Here is a 21,472-nt window from a genome sequence, read left to right as displayed (position 1 = left end):
CTCATATGTAGGAGCGGACCTTGTCCGCGAAGTGGTTCGCTTTCCGCCAAATGGTTCAGGGCGCGCCGGTCGGATTTCGCGGACAAGGTCCGCTCCTACGAAACCGGTTACGCCGGAGTCGGCGCGTTTCTATAGGTCAGACCCGGCGGAAGAGGGTTGGGTAATCGACCACCAGCCCCTGGTCATCCACCGTCAGCCGCGCCTTGAAGTCGGTGCCTTCGAGGTTCTCGTACAGATAATGATGTGCGTCGATGCGGGTATAGCCCTGGCGCATCCGCACCGGCTTGAGCTGCGGCGCTTCCAGGTAGACCACCGTCAGTTCGTGGCGCTCGCCGTCTGCGAGCCCCAGGCGGCGGATGGGGAAGGTGTTGGTGAAGGGCGATGGCCAGAGGTCGATGTCCAGGCAGCCATCCAGCTCCGTCAGGTTCTCACCTTCGGCAGTCCGCCAACGACCTTCACCATCGCTGAGCAGCTGCAGTTGATGCAGGCCGCGAGCGCTCTCCACGGTGAAGTGCGCCTTGCGCAGTCGCCATTGCGCATCCCACTCCAGTTGGTAGTCGAGTTGATAGGACGGTCCACCGGCTTCGTCGATCGCTCGCAACTGGCTCTCGGCGCGATGCTCGTCCAGTTGCAGCGACTCCCAGCTGGCTGCCGGTGCGTGCCAGAGGCCTTCCCAGTCCAGCGTGCGCATCAGGGCGCGTCCAGCACGAGGCCCAGGCGTTGGCGCTTGGGCAGGCGGGCGACCACCAACTGGTGCGAGCGGGTCAGCGCTTCGCGCAGTTCGGCGTCAGCCATGGGGTAGGGCTGCTGCATGGAAATCCAGAAGGCCCGCGCCAGGTAAGGCGCTGGGCGGATGCCGGGGCGGTCGACGTAACCCAGGAACAGTTCCGGGCCGACCTTGAAGGCCAGGCCGCCATTGCCGCTGTCGAGAAAGTCGAGAATGGCGAACATCTTGTTGCCGGCCACCGAGAACACCCGGTTGCTGCCCCATTTGATGTCTTCGCGGGCGCCGGGCAGTTCCAGGCAGAAGCGGGCGATCTGTTGCGGCGTCATAGCCGTTCAATCCCGAAAATAGACGTAGACCAGATGGTAGCCGAATTGGCTTTTTACCGGTCCGTGGACCACGCCGACCGGCTTCCTGAAGATCACCTGGTCGATGCTGCGCACCATCTGGCCGGGGCGCACCTCGCCCAGGTCACCGCCGCGCTTGCCCGAAGCGCAGGTGGAATGCTTGCGCGCCAGGGCGGCGAAATCCTCGCCCTTGGCCAGGCGCTGCTTGATCTGCTCGGCTTCGGCGGCGGTCTTGACCAGGATATGGCGAGCCATGGCGACGGGCATGTTGGTTTCCTTGAAAAGAGAAAGCGTTTGGCGCGGCATTGTACGGGAGCAGTGAATCAGGTCGCATTTTCCGATGGGTTGCATTGTCTGGTGTAGGAGGGCTCCCTAGAGTCAATGAGCAAATTCTTATTCTAAAGACGCTGCTGACAGACAGCGTCTGCCGCCACCTTGCGTACGGATGCAGTTCAATGGATATCCAAGCGATGCTCAAGATCCTGGCCACCCAGGACGGTTCGGATCTTTACCTCTCCACCGGCGCGCCGCCCTGCGCCAAGTTCAACGGGGTGCTCAAGCCGCTGACCAACGAACCGATGAAGGCCGGCGACGTCGCCCGCATCGGTTACGGCCTGATGGACGAGGAGCAGCGCGCGGAATTCGACCGCGAGCTGGAGATGAATCTGGCGATTTCCGTGCCCGGTGTCGGCCGCTTCCGTATCAACCTGTTCAAGCAGCGCAATGAAGTGTCAATCGTGGCGCGCAACATCAAGCTGGACATCCCGTTGTTCGAGGACCTGAAGCTGCCGGAAGTGCTGCTCAAGGTGGTCATGGAGAAGCGTGGCCTGGTGCTCTTCGTCGGCGGTACCGGCTCGGGCAAGTCCACCTCCCTGGCGGCGCTGATCGATCACCGCAACCGCAACAGCGGCGGCCACATCATCACCATCGAAGACCCCATCGAGTACGTGCACCGGCACCGCAAGTCGATCATCAACCAGCGCGAAGTGGGCGTGGACACCCGCAGCTTCCATGCCGCGCTGAAGAACACCCTGCGCCAGGCGCCGGACGTGATCCTGATCGGCGAGATTCGCGACCGCGAGACCATGGAGCACGCCCTGGCCTTCGCCGACACCGGCCACCTGGCGATCTCCACGCTGCATGCGAACAACGCGAACCAGGCGCTGGACCGCATCATCAACTTCTTCCCGGAAGAGCGCCGGCCGCAACTGCTCAACGACCTGGGCAACAACCTCAAGGCATTCGTCTCCCAGCGCCTGGTGCGCACCCAGGACGGCAAGCGCCGCGCCGCGGTGGAGGTGTTGCTGGGCACCGCCACCATCAGCGATATCATCAAGCGCGGCGAGTTCAGCCTGATCAAGGAGATCATGGACAAGTCCCGCGCCCTGGGCATGCAGACCTTCGACCAGGCGCTGTTCGACCTGGCGGTGGAGGGGGCGATCAGCGAGGAAGAGGCGGTGAAGAACGCTGACTCGGCGAACAACCTGCGGCTCAAGCTCAAGCTCTACAAGGACAATCCGGGCAGCGTCGGCAGCACCGCCACCCCCGCGGCGGCCAAGCCCGCGGCTCCGGCACCGGTTGCGCCGCCAGCGGCTACCCAGCCGGTGGAGGCCTCCAGCTGGGGCCTGGAACTGGCGCTGGAAGAGATCGAGGCGGAAGACGCCGAGAAGCCCGCTGGCCAATAGTCCTCCAGTTGAGCGCAAAAAAGCCCCGGCATGTCGGGGCTTTTTTATTGGGGCTGGATTCTGGGCTGCGCCGTTGTGCTCCGGCATGCAGACGTGAGCGCTGCTCACGGTTCGCGAGCAAGCTCGCTCCTACGGGGAATTCACCGCCGCTCCTACGGTTGTCGGTGAGATCGGCGGATTGCCGGCCCCACAGCAACAACCGTTTCGTAGGGCGCATAACGCGCCAGCGTTATGCGCCGACTATGGGCTGGCGGATAACCTGTTCCAGGTTATGCGCCCTACGGTTGGCAATCGACGGTGGCTACAGCAGTGGCAACGGGTAGCTGATGATCAGCCGATTCTCGTCGAAGCTGTTGGTGCTGCCCCAGTCCCGGCGCAGGGTGGAGTTGCGCCATTTGACGTTCAGCGTCCTGAACGTGCCGCTCTGCACCGTGTAGGCCAGCTCGCTCTCGCGGCCCCATTCGCGGCCGTCGTCGGTGCTGACGTTGTGCACATTGCGGCCCTGGATGTAGCGGTTCATCAGGGTCAGGCCGGGGATGCCGAAGGCCGCGAAGTCGTAGTCATGGCGCAGTTGCCAGGAGCGCTCCCTGGCACTCTCGTAGCTGGCGTTGTAGCTGTCGTTGGCCAGGGTGCCGCCGCTGGTGCCGTTGACGCGGAACCATTCGTCCTTGCCCATGACCTTCTGCAGGCCCAGGTAGAAGGTGCTCGCGCCGTACTTGGCGGAGAACAGCCCGGAGAAGGTGCGGTTGTCCAGGTCGCCAGCCTTGGCGCTGCCGTCCTCCTTGCCCCAGAAGTAGCCGATATTCGCACCGAGCGCCCAGTCGCCCAGCGGCTGGCTGTGCTGCAGTTGCAAGTACTGCTGCTGGTAGATGTCCTTCAACTGCGCATTCCACAGGCCGAGCAGGGTGCGCTCGCCGTTGAAGCGGTATTCGCCGCCGGCGAAGTTGAAGCGGGCGGAAGTGAAGGCCGGGCGGTTGAACAGCGACAGGTCCTCCATGCTGGCGTCATTGCGCGGGCTGTTCTGGCGGAACTGGCCGCCGTAGAGGGTCAGGCCGTCGATTTCCTTCGAGGTGAGCTGGGCGCCCTGGAAGGTCTGCGGCAGCGAGCGGCCGTCGTCCGAGCGCAGGATCGGCAGCACCACCATCCATTCACCGGCCTTCAGCTCGGTCTTCGACACCTTGGCCTTGCCGGCGACCGCCAGGCGGCCGAAATCGTCGGCAGGGCGACCGTCGTCGTGGGTCGGCAGCAACTGCGTGCCGGCAGTGCCCTTGCCGCCGTCGAGCTTCAGGCTGTAGAGCCCGAGCACGTCCAGGCCCAGGCCGACGGTGCCCTGGGTAAAGCCGGAGCGGGCATCGAGAATGAAGCTCTGGGTCCATTCCTCGGCCTTGTCCTGGCGGGCTGCGCCGACGTAGTTGCGGTTCAGGTAGAAGTTGCGCAGCAGCAGGCTGGCCTTGGCGTCTTCGAGGAAGCCGCCTTCCTCGGCATTGGCCAGCAAGGGCAGGGCAGGCAGCAGGCAGGCGCTGATGGTGAGGTGGGGCAGGTGACGGAGCATGGGTGTTCCCTCGGCATTCTTGTCGTTGTTCGGGGCGAGCGGAAACCTCCGCGCGGCTCTCTGGGGAGCGGCGGATGGAGGCGGACGGCGGTCAGTGGGCGTGGATCAGGCGATCAGCCAGACGCGACAGGAATGCACAGAAGAACGCTGAACGTGATGCGCGGGGCAATGCACGCGCGCAGGCGTGCCGGGGAGAGCGTGGGCATGTGAACGGGCCTTTCTTATTAGTGGCGGGTCTTATAGTTGTTGACGCCGCATCGAGGCGGCGGCTGAGGTCATAGTGGTGCTCCGTTGCGGGCTGTCGCAATTGAATGGAGGCGTAAGTGTTCGCTGTTCGAACGTGAATTAACCAAATGGAACATTCAGCGGTCGGTATTGCGCGTAGCATGCCGGGAACAACGCCGAGCGGGATGCGTATCGCCCGGCCTTCCCGCGGACCCGCGCGTTGCTCCCGGTCTGGCCTGGCGGATTCTTTCTCCGCTGTGTCCTGCTAGGCTGTGTTGCTGCCGAGTGCCAGCCGCTTCTGCCCATTGAATCCGTGAGTCGATGAGTACCAGCCAATCGCCGTTGTCCGGCGTCCACCAGCCCTTCAAGGGCATCCTGCTCATCGTTCTGGCGACCTTCCTGTTCTCCAGCCACGACGCGCTGTCCAAGTACCTGGCGAGCATCTACCCGATCGTCATGGTGGTGTGGGCGCGCTATGTGGTGCACACGCTGCTGATGGCGGGCATCTTCCTGCCGCGCGCCGGCCTCGCCGTGCTGCGCACCCGCCATCCGTTCCTGCAGACGGCGCGCGCACTGTGCCTGCTGGGCACCAGCTTCCTGTTCACCACCGGCCTGCAGTACATCCCGCTGGCCGAGGCGACTTCGGTGAACTTCCTTGCGCCGCTGCTGGTGACGGCGCTGTCGGTGCCCTTGCTGGGCGAGCGGGTGACGCTGGGACAGTGGGCGGCGGTGCTCGTCGGCTTCGTCGGCGTGCTGATCATCGTCCATCCCGGGGGCGACCTGTTCACCCCGGCGGTGCTGCTGCCGTTCGGCTCGGCGCTGTGCTTCAGTTTCTACCAGCTGCTGACCCGCAAGCTCAGCCAGGTGGACAGCCCGACCACCAGCAACTTCTTCGCCGGGCTGTGCAACACCCTGATCGTCAGCGCGCTGGTGCCGTTCTTCTGGCAATGGCCGGGGCTGGTCCACGGCCTGATGATGCTGGCCCTGGGCACCTGCGGGATGACCGCGCACCTGTTCCTCACCCAGGCCTTCCGCCACGCGGCGCCCGCGTTATTGGCGCCGTTCAGCTATTGCCAGATCGTCTTTGCCGGGCTGCTGGGCTTCCTGATCTTCGGCCATACGCCGGAGCCGTCGGCGCTGCTGGGGATCGCGGTGATCTGCGGCAGCGGGCTGGCGGCGGCGTGGTTGCAGAGCCGCAAGCGATAGACGTGTTGCTCTTCCTGTAGGAGCGAGCTTGCTCGCGAAGGGATTTGCCGGCGGCTCGGGAGCTGGGCGGATTCGCGAGCAAGCTCGCTCCTACAATGTTCTGCCCGTCATTCGATCTCGAACAACCCATGGCGGATCGGCCCGGCGGCCAGGCGTTCGCGCACGTCATCGTCGATGCGTGGGTCGTCCGGCTGGTACAGCTTCACCTGGCGGTAGGCGCTGATGCGGTTGATCTCCGTGCCCAGGTATTCCCAGACCACCCGGGTGCACGCCGGGGTGCGGCGGTCGCCGCTGGAGACGCCGGTCTTCAGGCCGTTGAGGCGGGTGATGCGGCTCTTGAAGCTGGGGATGAGGATGGTCTGGCTCATCTCGTTGACGGTGAGCGACTCGTAGTCCATCAGGAACACCCGGTCCTGCAGCTGGAAGGCCGCGCCCAGGTAGCGGCAGCGCACCCAGTCCTCGGCCTGCACATCGGTGCTGCTGGAGCGCTCCTGGCGTTCCTGGCGCTCGAAGAGGAAGTTGCCGTCCTGCTCGTACAGGTGCACCAGCGACAGCAGGATCGAGCCGGGCACCGACATGCAGTTGGAATACTCGAAGTAGTAGCCGCAGTAGCGCGACAGGTTGCCGGCGTGCTCGCGCAGGGGGCGGAGCATTTCCAGCACCGGGTCATCCCGTTGCACGGTGCTGGTGGACATGCCGCGGGCACCGATCAGTCGGGCGAACTGATCCGGGGGCAATTGCAGCTCGTAGTCCTCGACGCCGAAGAAATCGCCGATGCGTTTGAGGTTGTACGCCGTGGGTTGGCTCTGGCCGCCCAGGTACTTGTTGAACTGCGCGCGGTTGATCGAAAGCTTGCGGCAAACCTCCGAGATAGAGCGGTAGTGGGCGCAGAGCAGCTTGAGGTTGGGGCCGAGGTTATCGGACATTCGTGCCAGATCCGGGTGATGCGAGTGACGCCAGTATAGCGTCAGGTAGCATCAATTCGTAGCAAGCCGCGAAATTGTTTCCAGAGGCTTCGAGCGCAACCATGCGCCCCCAGTGAACGGGCCAGCCCCAGGTCCGTGCTCCCCACAATAACAATCGAGGCCCCAGCACATGCTCGACGCGATCAACGATTTCCTCTCCGGGAAAGTCCTCATCGTCCTCATCGTAGGACTCGGCGCGTATTTCACCATCCGCTCCCGTTTCGTCCAGTTCCGTCACTTCGGCCACATGTTCGGCGTGTTCAAGGAATCGATCCGCGGCCAGTCCGGCCAGCTGAGCTCGTTCCAGGCGCTGATGCTGTCCCTGGCCGGTCGCGTGGGCGCCGGTAACATCGCCGGTGTCGGCATCGCCGTGACCCTGGGTGGTCCGGGCGCCGTGTTCTGGATGTGGGTCACCGCGCTGGTGGGCATGTCCAGCAGCTTCTTCGAGTGCACTTTGGCCCAGGTCTACAAGCGCAGCGACGGCAACGGCCTGTACCGTGGCGGCCCGGCCTACTACATCCAGCACGGCCTGAAGCTGCGCTGGATGGCCATGACCTTCGCGGTCCTGCTGCTGGTGACCTACGGCTTCGCCTTCAACGGCCTGCAAGCCTTCACCGTGACCCACTCGCTGCAGAACGCCTTCGACATCCCCGTGCTGTACTCGGGCATCGCCCTGGCCGTGCTGCTGGCCGTGGTGTTCTTCGGCGGCATCCAGCGCATCGCTGCCGTGTCGGACCTGCTGGTACCGGTCAAGACCCTGGCCTACATCGCCGTGACCCTGTACGTGATCGTCACCCAGATCGAGCTGGTGCCGGGCATGCTGACCACCATCGTGAAGAGCGCCTTCGGCCTGGAACCGGCGTTCGCCGGCCTGCTCGGCGCGGCCATCGTGATGGGCGTGAAGCGTGGCGTGTTCGCCAACGAAGCGGGCCTGGGCAGTGCGCCGAACGTGGCTGCCGTCGCCGCCGTGCGTCACCCGGCGTCCCAGGGCGTGGTCCAGGCGTTCAGCGTGTTCCTCGACACCTTCGTCATCTGCACCTGCACCGCGCTGCTGATCCTGCTCTCGGGCTTCTACACCCCCGGCTTCGAAGGCGACGGCATCACCCTGACGCAGAACTCGCTGGCCGCGGTGGTCGGTGACTGGGGCCGCATCTTCGTCAGCGTCGCACTGTCGCTGTTCGTGTTCACCTGCATCACCTACAACTACTACCTCGGCGAGAACGCCCTGCAGTTCATCGTCGGCCGTAGCCGCAGCGCGCTGATCGCCTTCCGCGTGCTGGTCCTGGGCCTGATCCTCTGGGGCTCGATGCAGAACCTGGGCACCGTGTTCGCCTTCGCCGACATCACCATGACCTGCCTGGCCTTCGTCAACCTGGTGGCCCTGGCCATGCTGATCAAGACCGGCCTGCGGGTGATGCGCGACTACGACGAGCAGCGCCGCGCCGGCATCGAGCGCCCGGTGTTCGACGCCAGCAAGTTCGCCGACCTGGACATCGACCACGATGCCTGGCGCGACGCGCACAAGATCAATGCCACCGCTCCAGCCCACGGCAGCCTGTCCGCCCAGGGCTGATCCTTCCTCGGACCAAGGTCTGACACGCGAGGCCGGGACTTCTCCCGGCCTCGCGGTTTATCCTGTGAACTTTCCTACAAGAGCACTGGCATGCGTCGAGTGAAGAACCTCTTCGTCCTCTATACCGGCGGCACCATCGGCATGCTGCAGACCGCCGAAGGCCTGGCCCCGGCTGGCGGTTTCGAAGCTCGCATGCGCGAACAACTGCAGGGCCAGGGCGACATCCGTCTCGACTGGTCCTTCGTCGAGCTGCAACCGCTGCTCGACAGCGCCAACATGACCCAGGCCAACTGGCTGGCGATGCGCGACGCGATCGTCGAGGGAGTGGAGCAGCGCGGCCAGGATGGCGTGCTGGTCCTGCACGGCACCGATACCCTGGCCTACAGCGCCGCTGCGCTGTCGTTCCTGCTGCTCGGCCTGGACGTCCCGGTCGTGCTGACCGGCTCCATGCAGCCCATGGGCGCGCCGGACAGCGATGCGCCGGGCAACCTGTTGGGCGCGTTGAATGCTCTGCAAGCCGGCGTCGAGCCGGGTGTCTGGCTGTTCTTCAATGGCGAGCTGATGCATGGCGCCCGCGTCACCAAGCTGCGCAGTGAAGCCTTCGATGCTTTCGCCGTGCTGCCGCGCGAGCGCCAGGGCGAGCGCGCCGAAGCGCTCCCTGTCGAACTGACTTATCGTCAGCCGCGCCAGGCGGTGAACCTCGCGGTGCTGCCGCTGTTCCCCGGCCTGCGCGCCGAGCACCTGCGTGCGCTGCTGGGCAGCGGCGTGCAGGCCCTGTTGCTGGAATGCTATGGCAGTGGCACCGGCCCCTCGGACAACGAGGAACTGCTGGCGGCGCTGCGCGAAGCCCACGCCCGTGGTGTGGTGCTGGCGGCGATCAGCCAGTGCCCGCAAGGTCATGTGGTCTTCGACATCTATGCCGCCGGTAGCCGCCTGCGCGATGCCGGCCTGGTCTCCGGCGGCGGCATGACCCGCGAAGCGGCGCTGGGCAAGCTGTTCAGCCTGCTGGGTTGCGGCCTGCCGCCGGCGGAGGTGGAGCGCCTGTTCGCCCTCGACTTGTGCGGCGAGCGCGTCGGTTAAGCGATGAGGAACACGCCCCGCTCAGGGGCGTGATTCTTCCAGCGGTACGTTGAGCACCTCGCGCACCAGCATGGCGATACTGCTGACACCCATCTTTTCCTTGATCTTGGTGCGGTGCACGTCGACCGTCTTGACGCTGATATTCAGCTCGCGGGCGATGACCTTGCTGGCCTTGCCGTCCACCACCATCATCAGGATTTCCCGTTCGCGCCCGGTGAGCAGGTCGAGCTTGTGCTGCAGGTTCTGCTTCTGCTCCTGGCCGGCGTGCACCTGCACTGCGCTTTTCAGCGCGGCCTGGATGCGGTCGAGCATCTGCTGCGGGTTGTAGGGTTTCTCGACGAAGTCCAGCGCGCCGTTCTTCATCGCCTTCACCGACATCGGGATATCGCCGTGGGCGGTGACGAAGATGGTCGGCAGGGCGATGCCCCTGTCGTTGAGCATTTCCTGCAACTGGAAGCCGCTGGTCTCGGGCATGCGCACGTCGAGCACCAGGCAGGCGGGAAGGCGGGGATCGTATTCGCGCAGGAACTCTTCGGCGCCGCCGTAGCACAGCGATTGAATGCTGACCGAGTCGAGCAGCCAGGCGAGGGAGGTGCGCAGGTCCTTGTCGTCGTCGACGATGTAGACCACGGGTTTTCTAGCATCCATCAGGCGTTGCCACTTTCTTTTTTATCGTTGTAGAGCTGCACGTAGGCCGCGTCCGCCGGATGTTCGCCCCGGTCGTCGCAATGGCATGACCCGGAGCATACCCATAGTCGCCGGGGCTGACGATAAAGAAACCACCTAGATGACTAGCGGCCACCACCCTCTGGCGTGGTGATCGTCTGAATATGGCGCGCCCCCGCGCTGCCCTACGCTGGCCCCATACAAGAAAGGCCGGGCGTGCCGGCCACTCCAGCACAAGGGGCGAAACAATGGCCAACACCCTCAGCCAGACCCAGATCGACTTCCGCAACGCCATGGCGCAGCTGCCGGCGGCGGTGAACATCATCACCACCAACGGCCCGGAAGGCCGCTGCGGGATCACCGCCAGCGCGGTGTGCTCGGTCACCGATTCGCCACCCACCGTGCTGGTCTGCGTCAACCGCGGCAGCGCCACCCACGACGTGTTCCGCAGCAACGGCCACCTGTGCGTCAACGTGCTGTGCGGCGAGCAGGAAGAACTGGCCAAGCACTTCGCCGGGATGACCAAGGTGTCCATGGAAGAACGCTTCACCTGTGACCTCTGGGACGACGGCTACGCCGGCCTGCCGGTGCTGCGCCAGGCGCTGGTGAGCCTGGAAGGGCGGATCAGCGACTGCAAGGAAGTCGGCTCCCACACGGTGATGTTCGTCGAGCTGGAAAAGGTCGCCGTGCGCGAGCGCCAGGACAGCCTGGTGTACTTCAACCGCGTGTTCCACCGCGTCGAGCGCGAGGCCGTGCGCTGCGCCAGCTGATGTCCTGCCAATAACAACAACGAGGTGATTCACCGTGACCGTGAAGATTTCCCAGACTGCCGATATCCAGAAGTTCTTCGAAGAAGCCAGCGGCGCGCTGAATGACCAGGGCAACCCACGGGTGAAGAACCTCGTCCTGCGCATCCTGCAGGACACCGCCAGGCTCATCGAGGACATGCACGTCACCCCCGATGAGTTCTGGAAGGCGGTGGACTACCTCAACCGGCTCGGCGCTCGCCAGGAGGCCGGACTGGTGGTCGCGGGCCTCGGCGTCGAGCACTATCTCGACCTGCTACTGGATGCGCAGGACGCGGCGGCCGGCATCGGTGGCGGCACCCCGCGTACTATCGAAGGCCCGCTGTACGTGGCCGGCGCGCCGCTGTCCGAAGGCGAAGCGCGCATGGATGACGGGAAAGATGCGGGCACCGTGATGTTCCTCTCCGGCCGTGTGTTCGACCTCAACGGCAAGCCGCTGGCCGGTGCCGTGGTCGATCTCTGGCACGCCAACACCAACGGCACTTACTCGTACTTCGACAGCACCCAGTCGGAGTTCAACCTGCGCCGGCGCATCGTCACCGACGCTGAGGGCCGCTACAAAGCCCGCAGCATCGTGCCCAGCGGCTATGGCTGCCCGCCGGATGGCCCGACCCAGGAACTGCTCGATCAACTGGGTCGCCACGGCCAGCGTCCGGCGCATATCCACTTCTTCATTTCTGCACCGGGCCATCGCCATCTGACCACGCAGATCAACCTCGCCGGTGATCAATACCTGTGGGACGACTTTGCCTATGCCACCCGCGACGGGCTGATCGGCGAGGTGCGTTTCATCGAGGACGCAACTGCCGCGAAGGCGCGCGGTGTGGAAGGGCGCTTCGCCGAGATCGAGTTCGATTTCCAGCTGCAGCAGGCGGTCAGTGCCAGCGCCGAGGACCGCAGCAGCCGTCCTCGCGCGCTGCAGGAAGCCTGACTCCCGGCCCTACCGGTAACCCCGACGTAGGATGGGTGGAGCGCAGCGATACCCATGCTGTCAATGCACGGGCCGATGGGTATCGCTCCGCTCCACGCCATCCTACGCAGAGCACCTCAGACCCCGGCGGGGCCGGGGAGCCATCGCGGACAGAGTCCGCTCCTACGCCCCGGCACCTTTATCGCCTGGATCGTAGGAGCAGGCCTCGTGCGCTGCAGGAAGCCTGATTCCCGACCCTGCCGGTAACCTCGACGTAGGATGGGTGGAGCGCAGCGATACCCATGCTGTCGATGCACGGGCCGATGGGTATCGCTCCGCTCCACGCCATCCTACGCAGAGCACCTCAGACCCCGGCGGGGCCGGGGAGCCATCACGGACGGAGTCCGCTCCTACGCCCTCGGCACCTTTTTCGCCAGGATCGTAGGAGCGGACTTCGTCCGCGATCGTTTCGCCGCCGCTCCTGCCTCCAACCGTGCTCGCGAGAATCCGGTGCGCCGAATCGATCGGTATCGCTGCGCTCCACGCCATCCTACGGCGAGGCATGCCAGGTGCTCAGCCCCCGCGGCGGAACTGCTCGCGATACTGCGTCGGCGTCACGCCCAGGCGCTGGGCGAACACCAGGCGCAGGCGCGCCGGGCTGCCGAAGCCGCAGCGCCAGGCGATGACCTTCAACGCCAGATCGCTGCCTTCGAGCAATCCGCGGGCGGCGTCGATGCGGGCGCGCTGGACGAATTCCGCCGGTGTCACACCCGCCTCGCGAACGAAGGTGCGGGCAAAGCTGCGCGGGCTCATCGCTACTTCGGCGGCCAGTTGTGGTACGCCCAGGGGTTGATCAAGGTGTTCCTGCACATAGCGCTGGATGCGCGCCACCGGCGAAGTCTCGTCGGCCGGCGCCTGGAGGAAGGGGCTGAATTGCGACTGCCCGCCCTGACGCTGCGCGACCACCAGCAAACGCTTTGCCACCGACAGCGCCACCGCCGCGCCGTGGTCTTCGGCGACCAGTGCCAGCGCCAGGTCGATGCCGGCGGTCACGCCCGCCGAGGTCCACAGCGCGCCGTCGTGCACATGGATCCGGTCAGGTTCCACCAGCGCCTGCGGGAACAGTTCGGCGAGGCGCCGCGCATCGCTCCAGTGGGTCGTCACGCGCTTGCCATCGAGCAATCCGGCATGGCCGAGCAGGAAGGCGCCGGTGCAGATCGAGCCATAGCGTGGTGCCTGGGCGCAGGCACTGCGCAGCCAGTCGAGCAGCTCAGGCGTGGGTGATTCTTCCGGGAGTTGCGGCCCGCCCGGCACCAGCAGGATATCGGCCGCGCCATCACCCTGTTCGAGGCTGAAGTCAGCGCCGAGCCATTGCCCATTGGAAGCGCGCAAGGGGAAGGGCGGGTTCGCCAGCGTTACCACCTGGTAACCCTGGCCGGCGGGCACGAAGGCATTGGCCTCGGCGAACACGTCCAGCGGCCCGGAAACATCCAGCGCCTGCACGCCGGGGAACAGCAGCATGGCTACGCGTTTCATGGCGTCTCCCGATCCGATCGATGGCGTTCATTCTTGCGGCGGATCGCTCTGGCTGCAAACGCTTCGAGGGTGCGGATGCTGCCAATCAGGCGACAGCGAGCGAGACAATCACACGCACGGGAAGCCCGCAAGGCAGCATTGTTGCGGCTTCTGCAGAAATGCATTGTCGAAGTCGCTCTGTGTGGGAAAGGTCCCATCGGCTAGATTTATGGCAGTGGGCCACGATCGACGCGACCCGCGTGATCCCTGAGGTTCCTGCCATGAAATCGACCCTGAGCGCACTCTTCGCCATCCCCGCCTTGCTGCTGTCCTTCACCGCCTTCGCCGACGATGCCGCCGTGTACCACTACGGCATGCCGCTCGACGTCGCCAAGGTGCTGAGCATCTCGCAACCCAACGAGCGCTGCGAAGTCAGCCAGGCCACCATGGTCTACCTGGACTCCCGAGGCCAGCAGCACACCGTCAAGTACCTGCGCCAGACCCCGCGCTGCAGCGACATCTGAGTCAGGCGCGGAACTGCTCCACCAATCCCTGCTGCCGGCTGGCCAGGTCGTTCAGTGAACGACTGGCGCTGGCGGCCTGCTGTGCCTGGTCGGAAATGCTCTGGGTGACGTCGCGGATGCCGGCGATGTTGCGGTTGATCTCCTCGGCGACGCTGCTCTGTTCCTCCGCCGCGCTGGCAATCTGCAGGTTCATCTCGCTGATCAGGTTCACTGCTTCGCCGATCCTGCGCAGCGCATCGATGGCCTGGCGCGCCTGATCGACGTTGCCCTGGGCCTGGGCGAAGCTGCCCTGCATGGCGCTGGTCACCGACTGGCCGCGCGCCTGCAGGTTCTCGATGACCTCGCGAATCTCTTCCACCGACTCCTGGGTACGCCGGGCCAGCCCGCGCACTTCATCGGCGACCACGGCGAAACTGCGCCCGGCATCCCCGGCACGCGCTGCTTCGATGGCGGCGTTGAGAGCCAGCAGGTTGGTCTGCGCGGCGATGCCGCAGATGACTTCGAGGATCGAGCCGATCTGCTCGTTGCTCGCCGCCAGTTGCTGCAACTCGACCATGGCCTGGTTCATCCCGGCTGCCAACTGATCGATGCCGCTGTTGGTGGCATCGAGGGTGCGGAAGCCGTCGTCGCAGGCCTGTTCCGCCGAGCGCGCGGCATCGGCGGCGCGGGCGGCGCTGCGGGCGGAATCCTGGGCGGTGGCGGACATCTCCTGCAGCGCCGTGGCCACCATGTCGATTTCGCGGAACTGCTGCTGCATGCCGTCGCTGGTTTGCCGGGCGATCTGCGCCGAGCGGTCGGCAGTTGCGTGGGCTTCGCGGGTCGACGACTGCACGGCGGCGATGCTCGGTTGCAGCTTGTCGAGGAAGCGGTTGAAGGCGGTGGCCAGGCGGCCCAGTTCATCGCGGCGCGGGTAGTCGAGACGGCGGGTGAGGTCGCCTTCGCCATCGGCGATGTCCTCCAGCATGCGCGCCAGGCGCAGGATCGGCCGGCTGATACCGAGCGCGGTGAGTGCCACCAGCAGCATGCCGAGCAGCCCGGCGGCGATGCCGAAGCCGATCTCCAGCACGGTGCTGTTCCAGCGCAGGTCATCGAGCGTGCCCTTGAGGCGTTCCGCCGGGGCGAGCATCACCGAGCGCGGCACGCTGAGCAGGATGCCCCAGGGCGCGGCGTCCGGCACTGGCGCCAGGCTGTGCAGCACGCTGATGGACTCGCCGTCATCGAAGGACTGCGAACGCCCGGCGGCAATCTCGGCGAGCATGGCCGTGTCCTCGAACTTCTGCCCCAGCTTCGACGCATCGCCGCTGTCGCTGGCGATGAGGCCGTTGGGGCTGAGGATGCGGATGCGACCCTGGCCATCGAACAGGCTGCGGCTGCCTTCCGCGCTGCTTTGTTGAAGCGCTGCCAGGTCGATATCGAAGCCCACGGCGGCGATGGCTTTGCCGTTCTCCAGCAAGGGCAGGGTGACGCTGGTGACCAGTCGGCGCTGACCCGAGGCGTCGTCGAAATACGGATCAAGCACGCAGGGGCGGGCGTGCGCGGTGGAGCAGGTGAAGAAGGCGTTGTACGGCTGGCCGCTGGGGCCGGGCGTGGTGTCGCCAAGGACCTGCTCGGTGCCGATCACCCGCTGGGTGTCCTTGCCGTTCTGCAGCAGGTAGAGGGCAAAGCGGCCGGTCTCGTTGCTGCCCAGCTCTTCGCGGGCGGCGAACTGTCCGTCGGCTGCGTCGAGTGCTCCGGGCTGGAACACCAGGAACAGGCCGAGCAGCTCCGGGTGCGCGCCGAGGGTATCGGCCATGGTGCGATTGAGCGCGGTACGCAGCGCGGCGGGGTCGAGAACGCCTTGCTGATGTTGCGCGCGCAGGGTCTGCACGCTGCGCAGCAGACCCTCGCCGAGCAGCAGGTTGTTCTGCAGTCGTTCGCGGATCAGCAGGGCCTGCACCTGGCCCTGGGTTTCCAGGTTGTGCCGCGCGGCAACGGCGAACAGTTCGCCGCTGTCGTGCTGGATGGTGCGGCTGTCCTGCCGCGCCTGGTACAGCGAAAGGCCGATCAGCACGCTGGCGACGAGGATCAGGCAGAGGCCCGCCAGCCAGGTGATTCGGCCCTGGATGGAAGTCAGGAGGCTGGGCATGGCGGGCTCGCTTTCGGGTCGATCAGAAGGTGGTGGAGAACATCAACTGGCTGTAGAGGTTGCTGTTGTCGTTGCCGATCTGGGTACCGCCTTCGGCCGCGCTCTTCTTCGGCTGATACAGGCCCACCAGCGGGATGATCACCAGGTGCTCGTTGATCGCCCATTCGGCGTAGAGGTCCAGCTCGCGGCCGTCGGTATTGCCCAGGTCGGTGTCCAGGGTGTGGAAGTCGAAGAACTGCGCGCCGATGGAGAGGTTTTCCAGCGGAGTGACCTTGGCGCCGATGTTGTGCACGCGGGTGTTGCTGTTGAACGGGCCGGCATAGTTGCCCGCCACCTCGCCCTGGAACCAGGTGCCGAAGCCGCGGCTGAAGCCGTAGAAGAGGGTGTCGTAGCCTTCGGAGAAGCGGCTGAAGCGGTAGCTTACGTAGGGCTTCCAGGCGATGTCGGAGAAGGTCCAGCCGGCTTCGAGATACCAGGCATTTTCCTTGTCATCGCTGTACTGCGCATCGCGCTTGTCCTGCCAGGCGTATTCGCCGGAGAGGAACAGGTTCTCCACGCCGGCGTTGCCGGTGCCGCGCAGGCTGTAGACCTTCATGTCCTTGCGGTCGAGCTGGATCGGCGAGGCGTAGCGCTCGTCGACATCGGTGACGTCGATGTAGGTCAGGCCGAAGGTGGCTTCCGGGGTCACGTGCTCCAGGGTCGCGGCATACAGCTCGGTGTTGGCCTGGGCGCGGTTGTCGGACTTCAGGCGCATCAGGTCGCCACGCCAGCCTTCCTTGCCGCCGATGCGCAGCACGGCGGTTTCGTCGAAGGCGCGACGGCCGGCCAGGTAGTAGGCGCCGCCACGGTTGTATTCGCCGTCGGCCAGGCCCTTGCCCATGTTCAGGGCATCGCCGTCGATCAGGAAGCCGTCGCCGACCACGATGTTCTGGCGGCCGAAGGACAGGTCGATGCCGTCATCGCCCAGCACCGGGAACAGGCCGCCCGAGCGCCAGCCAGAGTAGGCGTCTTCGATCTTGGTGGTGCGCTCGGAACCGTCGCTGAAGCCGGCGGCGTCGCCGTCGTCCCAGGTGCCGGAGCTGATCAGGTTGAAGGCCCCGTAGGCGGTGCCCGCGCCGCCCAGCTTCTGGTCGCCGCTCAGACCGTACTTGATGAAGCCTTCCTGCCAGGACGACGAGCCCTCATCCAGGGTGCCGGTCATGTTGTAGCGCTCCTGGCTGTGGAACAGCCCGAAGGTCGCCGAGAGATCGGCATTCAGGTGGGTGTCGTCGGTGGCGTACAGCTCGTAGGCGCTGGCGGAACTGGCCCCGGCGATGAGCAGGGCGAGCAGGGTGGGGCGCAGCACGGCGGCGTGGGTCATGGCGAAGGCATCCGTTTCGTTATTGTCGATTGAGGGGATGTGACTTCTGCCGATGCTAAGGAAGGGATGGCCCTGTGCCGTTGCGTGTCCCTGCCAAGTGATTGGGTGTGGTTGCCAGATGGGGTGGGAGGCGGTTTGTAGGATTCGTACGGGCTGAACGACCCTCTCCCTGAAGGGAGAGGGAGCCGATCGTGCCGGCTGATGACGTGGTGTCATCCTGCACGGACTAGTCCCCTCTCCCTTCAGGGAGAGGGTGTGCGAGCGTCTTCCAGTAGCCTCAACGGGCTCTTGAAATCACCGATGGCTGCTCCGCATACAGCCGCTTGTACAAGGTCGAGAAATGGCTGGAACTGGCAAACCCCAAATCCAGCGCCAGATTGGTGATGCTCTGCTGCGGCTCCTGCTTGAGCCGGCGGCGTGCCTCGGCCAGGCGCAGGCTGAGGAAGAACTGCTGCGGCGTGCTCTGGCAGATCTGCCGGAAGCAGTACTGCAAAGTGCGCTGGCTGGTATTCAGGCTCTGACTCAACTCCAGCAGCGACAGCGGCTCGGCAAGATCGGCCTGCATCCGCTCGATCGCCGCCAGCACCAGCCGGCGATGTTGCTGCAGCGAGCGTGGCGCGCCCTCGCGGTCGTGGCCGGGAAGGATTTCCTCCAGCGCCTGCAACACATGGCTGAGCACCAGCGCGACGGCGTGGCCGGCCTGCTGCGGATCGTCCACCCGCCAGGGTTCGCCTTCGAAGGCGGCCAGGGCGTCGCACAGGCTGCGGCGCAGGTCGCCCGCGCCGGTCGGTGAAAGCTGCAGCCGCCGTTGCACCAGCGCGCGCTCGAACAGTTCGCGCTCCTCGGCGCCGAGCAGGCGTTCCAGCTGCGGCTGGCTGAAGGTCAGGCCGAGCATGTGGATTTCCCCGGCGGCGCAGATTTCCAGCTCGCGGCCGCCTTCGAGCACCAGCAGGGTGTCGTCGTGCAGGGCCTGGCCGTTGAAGCGCGAATCGGCACTGGCGCGCAGGGGAATGCCGATCACCAGGTGGCCGGCGGGCGGCGCCATGTTTTCGTGCAGGTGCAGGTTGGAGTGTTCGTAGATCAGCGAGGCATCGGGCAGTTGCACATGCAGCAGCTCCGCCTGCAGGCGGCCATGGCCGAGCTGGGTGTAGTCCTGGCTCCAGCCGGCGAGGGCGCAGGCCAGTTCATCGGAGTCGGTTGCCTGGTGGCGGGCGATGCCGGTCATTGCGGTTCACCTCGGTTGTGCGCCGAGTATCGGTCAGTGCTGGCGCGCAGGGTTGTGCCTGCGCGCCAGGGTGTTGCGGCGCTCTGCCAGATTCAGCGGCCGGCGAGGTAGGCGGCGGCCAGTGTACAGGCGCGCTCGATCAGCATGGGTGCCAGTTCCCGAGCGGTCTCGCTGTTGCGCCGGGTATGCACCCAGCCCAGGTACGTGGTGCCGCGCAGGGCGAGGAACAGCGGCAACGCGGCAAGGTCGGCGGCGGACAACGGTTTGACCGAGTCGTAGCCGGCCAGCAGCGCCGCCTGGATTCGCGCCAGGCGCGGGTCGTCCAGGCAGAAGTACAGTGCGGTGGCCAGCTCGAACATGTGCCAGCCGAAGCCGGCGTCGTCGAAGTCGATCAGCTGCAGTTCGCCGCCTTCGAGCAGCAGGTTCTCCGGCACCAGGTCGGCGTGGATCATGCCGAAGTTGCCCAGGTTGCGACCGTAGTGGCGCAGGTCCAGACGCGCCTCCTGGCGGGCCAGTTGCAGCAACTCGCGTTGCTCGACGCTGAGCAGGTCCAGCTCCCAGAAGTGCCCCCAGAACGGGTTGGCGCCCACCAGGCCTTCTTCGTCCCAGGCGTGCCGGGTGAACTCGTTGGGCTGGCGCCATTGCGCCGAATTCAGGTGGATACGCGCGGCCACGGCGCCGGCCTGCTGGAACAGCGCCTCGATGTCGCCGTCGGCGCTCAGGCCCTGTTCGGCGGAGCCCAGGGTGCTGCCGCCGAGCCAGCCGAGCATGTCGACGAAGCGCGATTCTGCCAGCGCGGCGCTGCGCACCTCGGCCAGGTGTTCGCCGCTGCGGGTGCGGATGATGCTCGGCACGCCGATGCCGCCGGCGGCCAGTTGTTCCATCCAGGTCAGCTCCGAGCGCAGCGCGGCTTCGCTGTGGTAGCCGCCGCGGTGCACGCGCAGGGCGCTGCGGGTGCCGTCGCTGCGGGTGGCGCAGAACACCGCGTTTTCGCGGTACTTGAGCAGCTCCAGGCCGACGAAATCGCCGTCCCAGTGCTGCAGGGCGTCCAGCGCCAGCTCGCGCAGGCAGGCGATCTGCTGGTCGTGATCGAGCTCGGCGAAACAAGCCTTGGAAAAGTCGTTCATGTCGGCTCCTCAGAGTTCGCCCAGGACCTGGTCCAGGGTGTCGATGAACAGCTCGCCATGCTCGGCCTCGAACACCAGCGGCGGGCGGATCTTGAGGATGTTGTCGGCGCCGCCGATCTTGCTGATCAGCACGCCGCGCTGGCGCATCGCATTGACGATGCGCCGCGCTTCCAGGCCGGCCGGCTCGCGGCTGGTACGGTCGCGCACCAGCTCCACGGCGAAGAACAGGCCCTGGCCACGCACGTCACCGATGATCGAATGGCGCTCGGCGAGGCGCTGCAGCTCGGCGCTGAGCTTTGCGCCCTGGCGCCGGGCGTTGCCTTGCAGGTCCTGCTCAGTGATCACGTCGAGCACCGCCTGGCCGACCGCCGCAGCCACCGGCGAGCCGCCGAAGGTGTTGAAGTACATGTTGCTGCGGCCGAAAGTCTCCACCCGCTCGCGACTGGTGACCACGCCGGCCAGGGGGAAGCCGTTGCCCATGGGTTTGCCGAGGGTGACGATGTCCGGCACCAGCGGATGCGACTGGTGGCCCCACATGTGGTCGCCGGTGCGGGCGAAGCCCGACTGCACCTCGTCGGTGATCAGCAGGCCGCCGGCCTCGCGCACCAGCTTCGCCACACGCTCCAGGTAGCCGGCCGGCAGGCGCGGGATACCTTCGTTGGCGAACAGGGTGTCGATGAGCATGGCGGCGAGGCCGACGCCGGCGGCCTGCAGCTCGGCAATGGCTGCGGCAACCTTGGCCACGTAACGCTCGGCGACCTGCTCGGGCGTGCCGTCGGCCTGGTAGAGGCAAGGGATCGGCACCGCCCGCGCGTGGGCCGAGAACGGCTCGGAGCTGGGCAGGGCGGTGGTCACCGCCGCCAGGCTGGTGGTGTTGCCGTGGTAGTTGTAGTCGCTGACGATCACGCCCTGGTTGCCGGTGGCGAAGCGCGCCATGCGCAGGGCCAGCTCGTTGGCCTCGCTGCCGGTGCAGGTGAACATCAGGCTGTCCAGGGGCTCGGCGAAGGTCGCGGTGAGGCTCTCGGCGTAGCGCACCACGCGCTCGTTGAGGTAGCGGGTGTGGATGTTCAGCGTTGCTGCCTGCTCGGCCATGGCCGCCACCACCTGCGGATGGCAGTGGCCGACGCAGGGCACGTTGTTGTAGCAGTCCAGGTAGCGCTTGCCGGCGGCGTCGATGAGCCAGACGCCTTCGCCTTTCACCAGTTCCAGCGGTTCGTCATAGAACAGCGGCGAGGCGTCGCCCATGACCCGGTGGCGGCGTTGCAGCAGGGTGGCTTCAGACATTCTCGGCATTCTCCAGGGGCTTGCCGGCGCGGGTGGCGGCGCGCAGCAGGTAGTTGAGGATGAGGACGGCGACCACCAGCGCCAGGGCGCTGAGCATGGCCACTTCGAGCTGGAAGCAGGCGGCGATCACCACCAGGGTCAGCAGCATGCCGACGCTGGCGATCACCGGACCGCCGCGCAGGCGGAACGGACGGGCCAGGCCCGGCTGGCTGCGGTGCAGGCGCAGGTAGGCGGCGAACAGCACCAGATGGCAGCTGCCCAGCAGCAGGACGATGCACAGCAGGAGTTTTTCCGGCGGTACCAGGGTCAGCGGCAGGCCGATCACGGTCAGCACCAGCAGCGCGACGTAGGGCGCGCCACGGCGGTTGGTGCGGGCCAGCGCGGCGGGGAAGAAACCGTCGCGGGCCAGGGCGAACAGCTGGCGGGAAGCGGAGAACACCACCGAGAAGAAGGTTGCCAGCAGACCGCACACGGCGCCGGAACCGACCAGCAGAGGCAGCCAGTCGCGCTCGCCGTAGAGCCCGGTGGGTCATGGCGGCGTACAGCGGATCGCCGGCGTTGCCGACCACTTCC

Annotated in this window: 20 protein-coding genes and 1 pseudogene; 7 read left to right on the top strand and 14 right to left on the bottom strand. The window is 66.1% G+C overall.

Translation table 11 applies throughout. From position 1 onward, the window contains the following. Positions 1-136: 136 nt before the first annotated feature. Genes HNP46_RS18380 through HNP46_RS18370 form a run of 3 tightly spaced genes read right to left on the bottom strand, consistent with a single transcriptional unit; the run spans position 137 to position 1,338 of the window. Positions 137-691, bottom strand: coding sequence for a putative glycolipid-binding domain-containing protein (locus tag HNP46_RS18380; protein WP_184591661.1), 555 nt, complete (start codon positions 689-691; stop codon positions 137-139). Continuing rightward, positions 691-1,053, bottom strand: a complete 363-nt coding sequence (locus HNP46_RS18375) for an MmcQ/YjbR family DNA-binding protein (RefSeq protein WP_184591659.1) — start codon at positions 1,051-1,053, stop codon at positions 691-693. Before HNP46_RS18375 ends, HNP46_RS18380 begins: the two co-directional genes overlap by 1 nt. 6 nt (positions 1,054-1,059) lie before the next feature. Then, positions 1,060-1,338 carry a peptidylprolyl isomerase gene (locus HNP46_RS18370; RefSeq protein ID WP_184591657.1) on the bottom strand — a complete coding sequence of 93 codons (279 nt, stop codon included), beginning with the start codon at positions 1,336-1,338 and terminating at the stop codon, positions 1,060-1,062. Positions 1,339-1,526: 188 nt separating this feature from the next. On the opposite strand from HNP46_RS18370, the gene HNP46_RS18365 reads away from it, so the two are divergent. Continuing rightward, the gene (locus HNP46_RS18365; RefSeq protein WP_184591655.1) at positions 1,527-2,756 is read left to right on the top strand and encodes a PilT/PilU family type 4a pilus ATPase; all 1,230 of its coding nucleotides are present in this window, start codon (positions 1,527-1,529) and stop codon (positions 2,754-2,756) included. A 301-nt stretch (positions 2,757-3,057) separates the two neighbouring features. Here the strand turns inward: HNP46_RS18365 and HNP46_RS18360 are convergent, their stop codons facing one another. Next, a complete protein-coding gene (locus HNP46_RS18360; RefSeq protein WP_184591653.1) occupies positions 3,058-4,308 on the bottom strand; it encodes an OprD family porin in 1,251 nt (416 codons plus the stop codon). A 546-nt stretch (positions 4,309-4,854) separates the two neighbouring features. Between HNP46_RS18360 and HNP46_RS18355 the strand changes: the two genes are divergently transcribed. Next, a complete protein-coding gene (locus tag HNP46_RS18355) occupies positions 4,855-5,739 on the top strand; it encodes a DMT family transporter (RefSeq protein WP_184591651.1) in 885 nt (294 codons plus the stop codon). A gap of 107 nt (positions 5,740-5,846) precedes the next feature. Here the strand turns inward: HNP46_RS18355 and HNP46_RS18350 are convergent, their stop codons facing one another. After that, complete coding sequence (locus HNP46_RS18350) at positions 5,847-6,665, bottom strand: helix-turn-helix domain-containing protein (protein ID WP_184591649.1); 819 nt, start codon at positions 6,663-6,665, stop codon at positions 5,847-5,849. A gap of 169 nt (positions 6,666-6,834) precedes the next feature. Between HNP46_RS18350 and HNP46_RS18345 the strand changes: the two genes are divergently transcribed. Both HNP46_RS18345 and HNP46_RS18340 read left to right on the top strand, forming a co-directional pair. Further along, positions 6,835-8,277 carry an alanine/glycine:cation symporter family protein gene (locus tag HNP46_RS18345; RefSeq protein WP_184591647.1) on the top strand — a complete coding sequence of 481 codons (1,443 nt, stop codon included), beginning with the start codon at positions 6,835-6,837 and terminating at the stop codon, positions 8,275-8,277. Positions 8,278-8,367: 90 nt separating this feature from the next. Next, on the top strand, positions 8,368-9,357 hold the full coding sequence (locus tag HNP46_RS18340) for an asparaginase (protein WP_184591645.1): 990 nt from the start codon (positions 8,368-8,370) through the stop codon (positions 9,355-9,357). A gap of 21 nt (positions 9,358-9,378) precedes the next feature. On the opposite strand, the gene HNP46_RS18335 is transcribed toward HNP46_RS18340, so the two are convergent. After that, complete coding sequence (locus HNP46_RS18335; RefSeq protein WP_184591643.1) at positions 9,379-10,005, bottom strand: response regulator transcription factor; 627 nt, start codon at positions 10,003-10,005, stop codon at positions 9,379-9,381. A 266-nt stretch (positions 10,006-10,271) separates the two neighbouring features. Here HNP46_RS18335 and hpaC point away from each other — a divergent pair, with 266 nt between their 5' ends. Both hpaC and catA read left to right on the top strand, forming a co-directional pair. Further along, positions 10,272-10,793 (top strand): 4-hydroxyphenylacetate 3-monooxygenase, reductase component, encoded by a 522-nt coding sequence (gene hpaC / locus HNP46_RS18330; RefSeq protein WP_184591640.1) that lies wholly within the window; start codon positions 10,272-10,274, stop codon positions 10,791-10,793. Between the two features lie 34 nt (positions 10,794-10,827). After that, the gene (gene catA / locus HNP46_RS18325) at positions 10,828-11,760 is read left to right on the top strand and encodes a catechol 1,2-dioxygenase (protein ID WP_184591638.1); all 933 of its coding nucleotides are present in this window, start codon (positions 10,828-10,830) and stop codon (positions 11,758-11,760) included. A 552-nt stretch (positions 11,761-12,312) separates the two neighbouring features. Here the strand turns inward: catA and HNP46_RS18320 are convergent. Further along, a complete protein-coding gene (locus HNP46_RS18320) occupies positions 12,313-13,275 on the bottom strand; it encodes a GlxA family transcriptional regulator (RefSeq protein ID WP_184591636.1) in 963 nt (320 codons plus the stop codon). Between the two features lie 260 nt (positions 13,276-13,535). On the opposite strand from HNP46_RS18320, the gene HNP46_RS18315 reads away from it, so the two are divergent. Then, the gene (locus HNP46_RS18315; protein WP_184591634.1) at positions 13,536-13,778 is read left to right on the top strand and encodes a DUF2790 domain-containing protein; all 243 of its coding nucleotides are present in this window, start codon (positions 13,536-13,538) and stop codon (positions 13,776-13,778) included. Between the two features lies 1 nt (position 13,779). Here the strand turns inward: HNP46_RS18315 and HNP46_RS36215 are convergent, their stop codons facing one another. The 7 genes and pseudogenes from HNP46_RS36215 to HNP46_RS35895 form a co-directional block, all read right to left on the bottom strand. Beyond that, complete coding sequence (locus tag HNP46_RS36215; protein ID WP_409372444.1) at positions 13,780-14,508, bottom strand: methyl-accepting chemotaxis protein; 729 nt, start codon at positions 14,506-14,508, stop codon at positions 13,780-13,782. Positions 14,509-14,637: 129 nt separating this feature from the next. Next, positions 14,638-14,802: pseudogene (locus HNP46_RS36210) on the bottom strand (HAMP domain-containing protein); the annotation flags it as partial. A 1,123-nt stretch (positions 14,803-15,925) separates the two neighbouring features. Further along, positions 15,926-17,263, bottom strand: coding sequence for a hypothetical protein (locus tag HNP46_RS18305; protein ID WP_184591629.1), 1,338 nt, complete (start codon positions 17,261-17,263; stop codon positions 15,926-15,928). 277 nt (positions 17,264-17,540) lie between these two features. After that, a complete protein-coding gene (locus HNP46_RS18300) occupies positions 17,541-18,488 on the bottom strand; it encodes a helix-turn-helix domain-containing protein (RefSeq protein ID WP_184591627.1) in 948 nt (315 codons plus the stop codon). Between the two features lie 92 nt (positions 18,489-18,580). Further along, positions 18,581-19,615, bottom strand: a complete 1,035-nt coding sequence (locus tag HNP46_RS18295; protein WP_184591625.1) for a phosphotransferase enzyme family protein — start codon at positions 19,613-19,615, stop codon at positions 18,581-18,583. A 9-nt stretch (positions 19,616-19,624) separates the two neighbouring features. Beyond that, positions 19,625-20,899 (bottom strand): aspartate aminotransferase family protein, encoded by a 1,275-nt coding sequence (locus HNP46_RS18290; RefSeq protein WP_184591623.1) that lies wholly within the window; start codon positions 20,897-20,899, stop codon positions 19,625-19,627. After that, entirely contained in the window at positions 20,892-21,371 is a 480-nt protein-coding gene (locus HNP46_RS35895) for an amino acid permease (protein ID WP_311771821.1), read from the bottom strand. The genes HNP46_RS18290 and HNP46_RS35895 overlap by 8 nt, the downstream gene beginning before the upstream one ends. Positions 21,372-21,472 lie beyond the last annotated feature (101 nt).

Origin of the sequence: Pseudomonas nitroreducens, assembly GCF_014204515.1 — a bacterium.
Lineage (GTDB): Bacteria > Pseudomonadota > Gammaproteobacteria > Pseudomonadales > Pseudomonadaceae > Pseudomonas > Pseudomonas nitritireducens_A.
This window is presented reverse-complemented; position numbering and strand designations above follow the sequence as displayed.

Excerpts from the sequence above, each read along its gene's own strand:
- HNP46_RS18355 (WP_184591651.1), top strand. The coding sequence starts at position 4,855 with ATGAGTACCAGCCAATCGCCGTTGTCCGGCGTCCACCAGCCCTTCAAG.
- HNP46_RS18365 (WP_184591655.1), top strand. The coding sequence starts at position 1,527 with ATGGATATCCAAGCGATGCTCAAGATCCTGGCCACCCAGGACGGTTCG.
- HNP46_RS18370 (WP_184591657.1), bottom strand. The coding sequence starts at position 1,338 with ATGCCCGTCGCCATGGCTCGCCATATCCTGGTCAAGACCGCCGCCGAA.
- HNP46_RS18345 (WP_184591647.1), top strand. The coding sequence starts at position 6,835 with ATGCTCGACGCGATCAACGATTTCCTCTCCGGGAAAGTCCTCATCGTC.
- HNP46_RS18300 (WP_184591627.1), bottom strand. The coding sequence starts at position 18,488 with ATGACCGGCATCGCCCGCCACCAGGCAACCGACTCCGATGAACTGGCC.
- HNP46_RS18340 (WP_184591645.1), top strand. The coding sequence starts at position 8,368 with ATGCGTCGAGTGAAGAACCTCTTCGTCCTCTATACCGGCGGCACCATC.
- HNP46_RS18350 (WP_184591649.1), bottom strand. The coding sequence starts at position 6,665 with ATGTCCGATAACCTCGGCCCCAACCTCAAGCTGCTCTGCGCCCACTAC.
- HNP46_RS18315 (WP_184591634.1), top strand. The coding sequence starts at position 13,536 with ATGAAATCGACCCTGAGCGCACTCTTCGCCATCCCCGCCTTGCTGCTG.
- HNP46_RS18360 (WP_184591653.1), bottom strand. The coding sequence starts at position 4,308 with ATGCTCCGTCACCTGCCCCACCTCACCATCAGCGCCTGCCTGCTGCCT.
- HNP46_RS18320 (WP_184591636.1), bottom strand. The coding sequence starts at position 13,275 with ATGAAACGCGTAGCCATGCTGCTGTTCCCCGGCGTGCAGGCGCTGGAT.
- HNP46_RS18290 (WP_184591623.1), bottom strand. The coding sequence starts at position 20,899 with ATGTCTGAAGCCACCCTGCTGCAACGCCGCCACCGGGTCATGGGCGAC.
- HNP46_RS18375 (WP_184591659.1), bottom strand. The coding sequence starts at position 1,053 with ATGACGCCGCAACAGATCGCCCGCTTCTGCCTGGAACTGCCCGGCGCC.
- HNP46_RS36215 (WP_409372444.1), bottom strand. The coding sequence starts at position 14,508 with ATGGTGGCCACGGCGCTGCAGGAGATGTCCGCCACCGCCCAGGATTCC.
- HNP46_RS18295 (WP_184591625.1), bottom strand. The coding sequence starts at position 19,615 with ATGAACGACTTTTCCAAGGCTTGTTTCGCCGAGCTCGATCACGACCAG.
- HNP46_RS18380 (WP_184591661.1), bottom strand. The coding sequence starts at position 691 with ATGCGCACGCTGGACTGGGAAGGCCTCTGGCACGCACCGGCAGCCAGC.
- hpaC (WP_184591640.1), top strand. The coding sequence starts at position 10,272 with ATGGCCAACACCCTCAGCCAGACCCAGATCGACTTCCGCAACGCCATG.
- HNP46_RS18305 (WP_184591629.1), bottom strand. The coding sequence starts at position 17,263 with ATGACCCACGCCGCCGTGCTGCGCCCCACCCTGCTCGCCCTGCTCATC.
- HNP46_RS18335 (WP_184591643.1), bottom strand. The coding sequence starts at position 10,005 with ATGGATGCTAGAAAACCCGTGGTCTACATCGTCGACGACGACAAGGAC.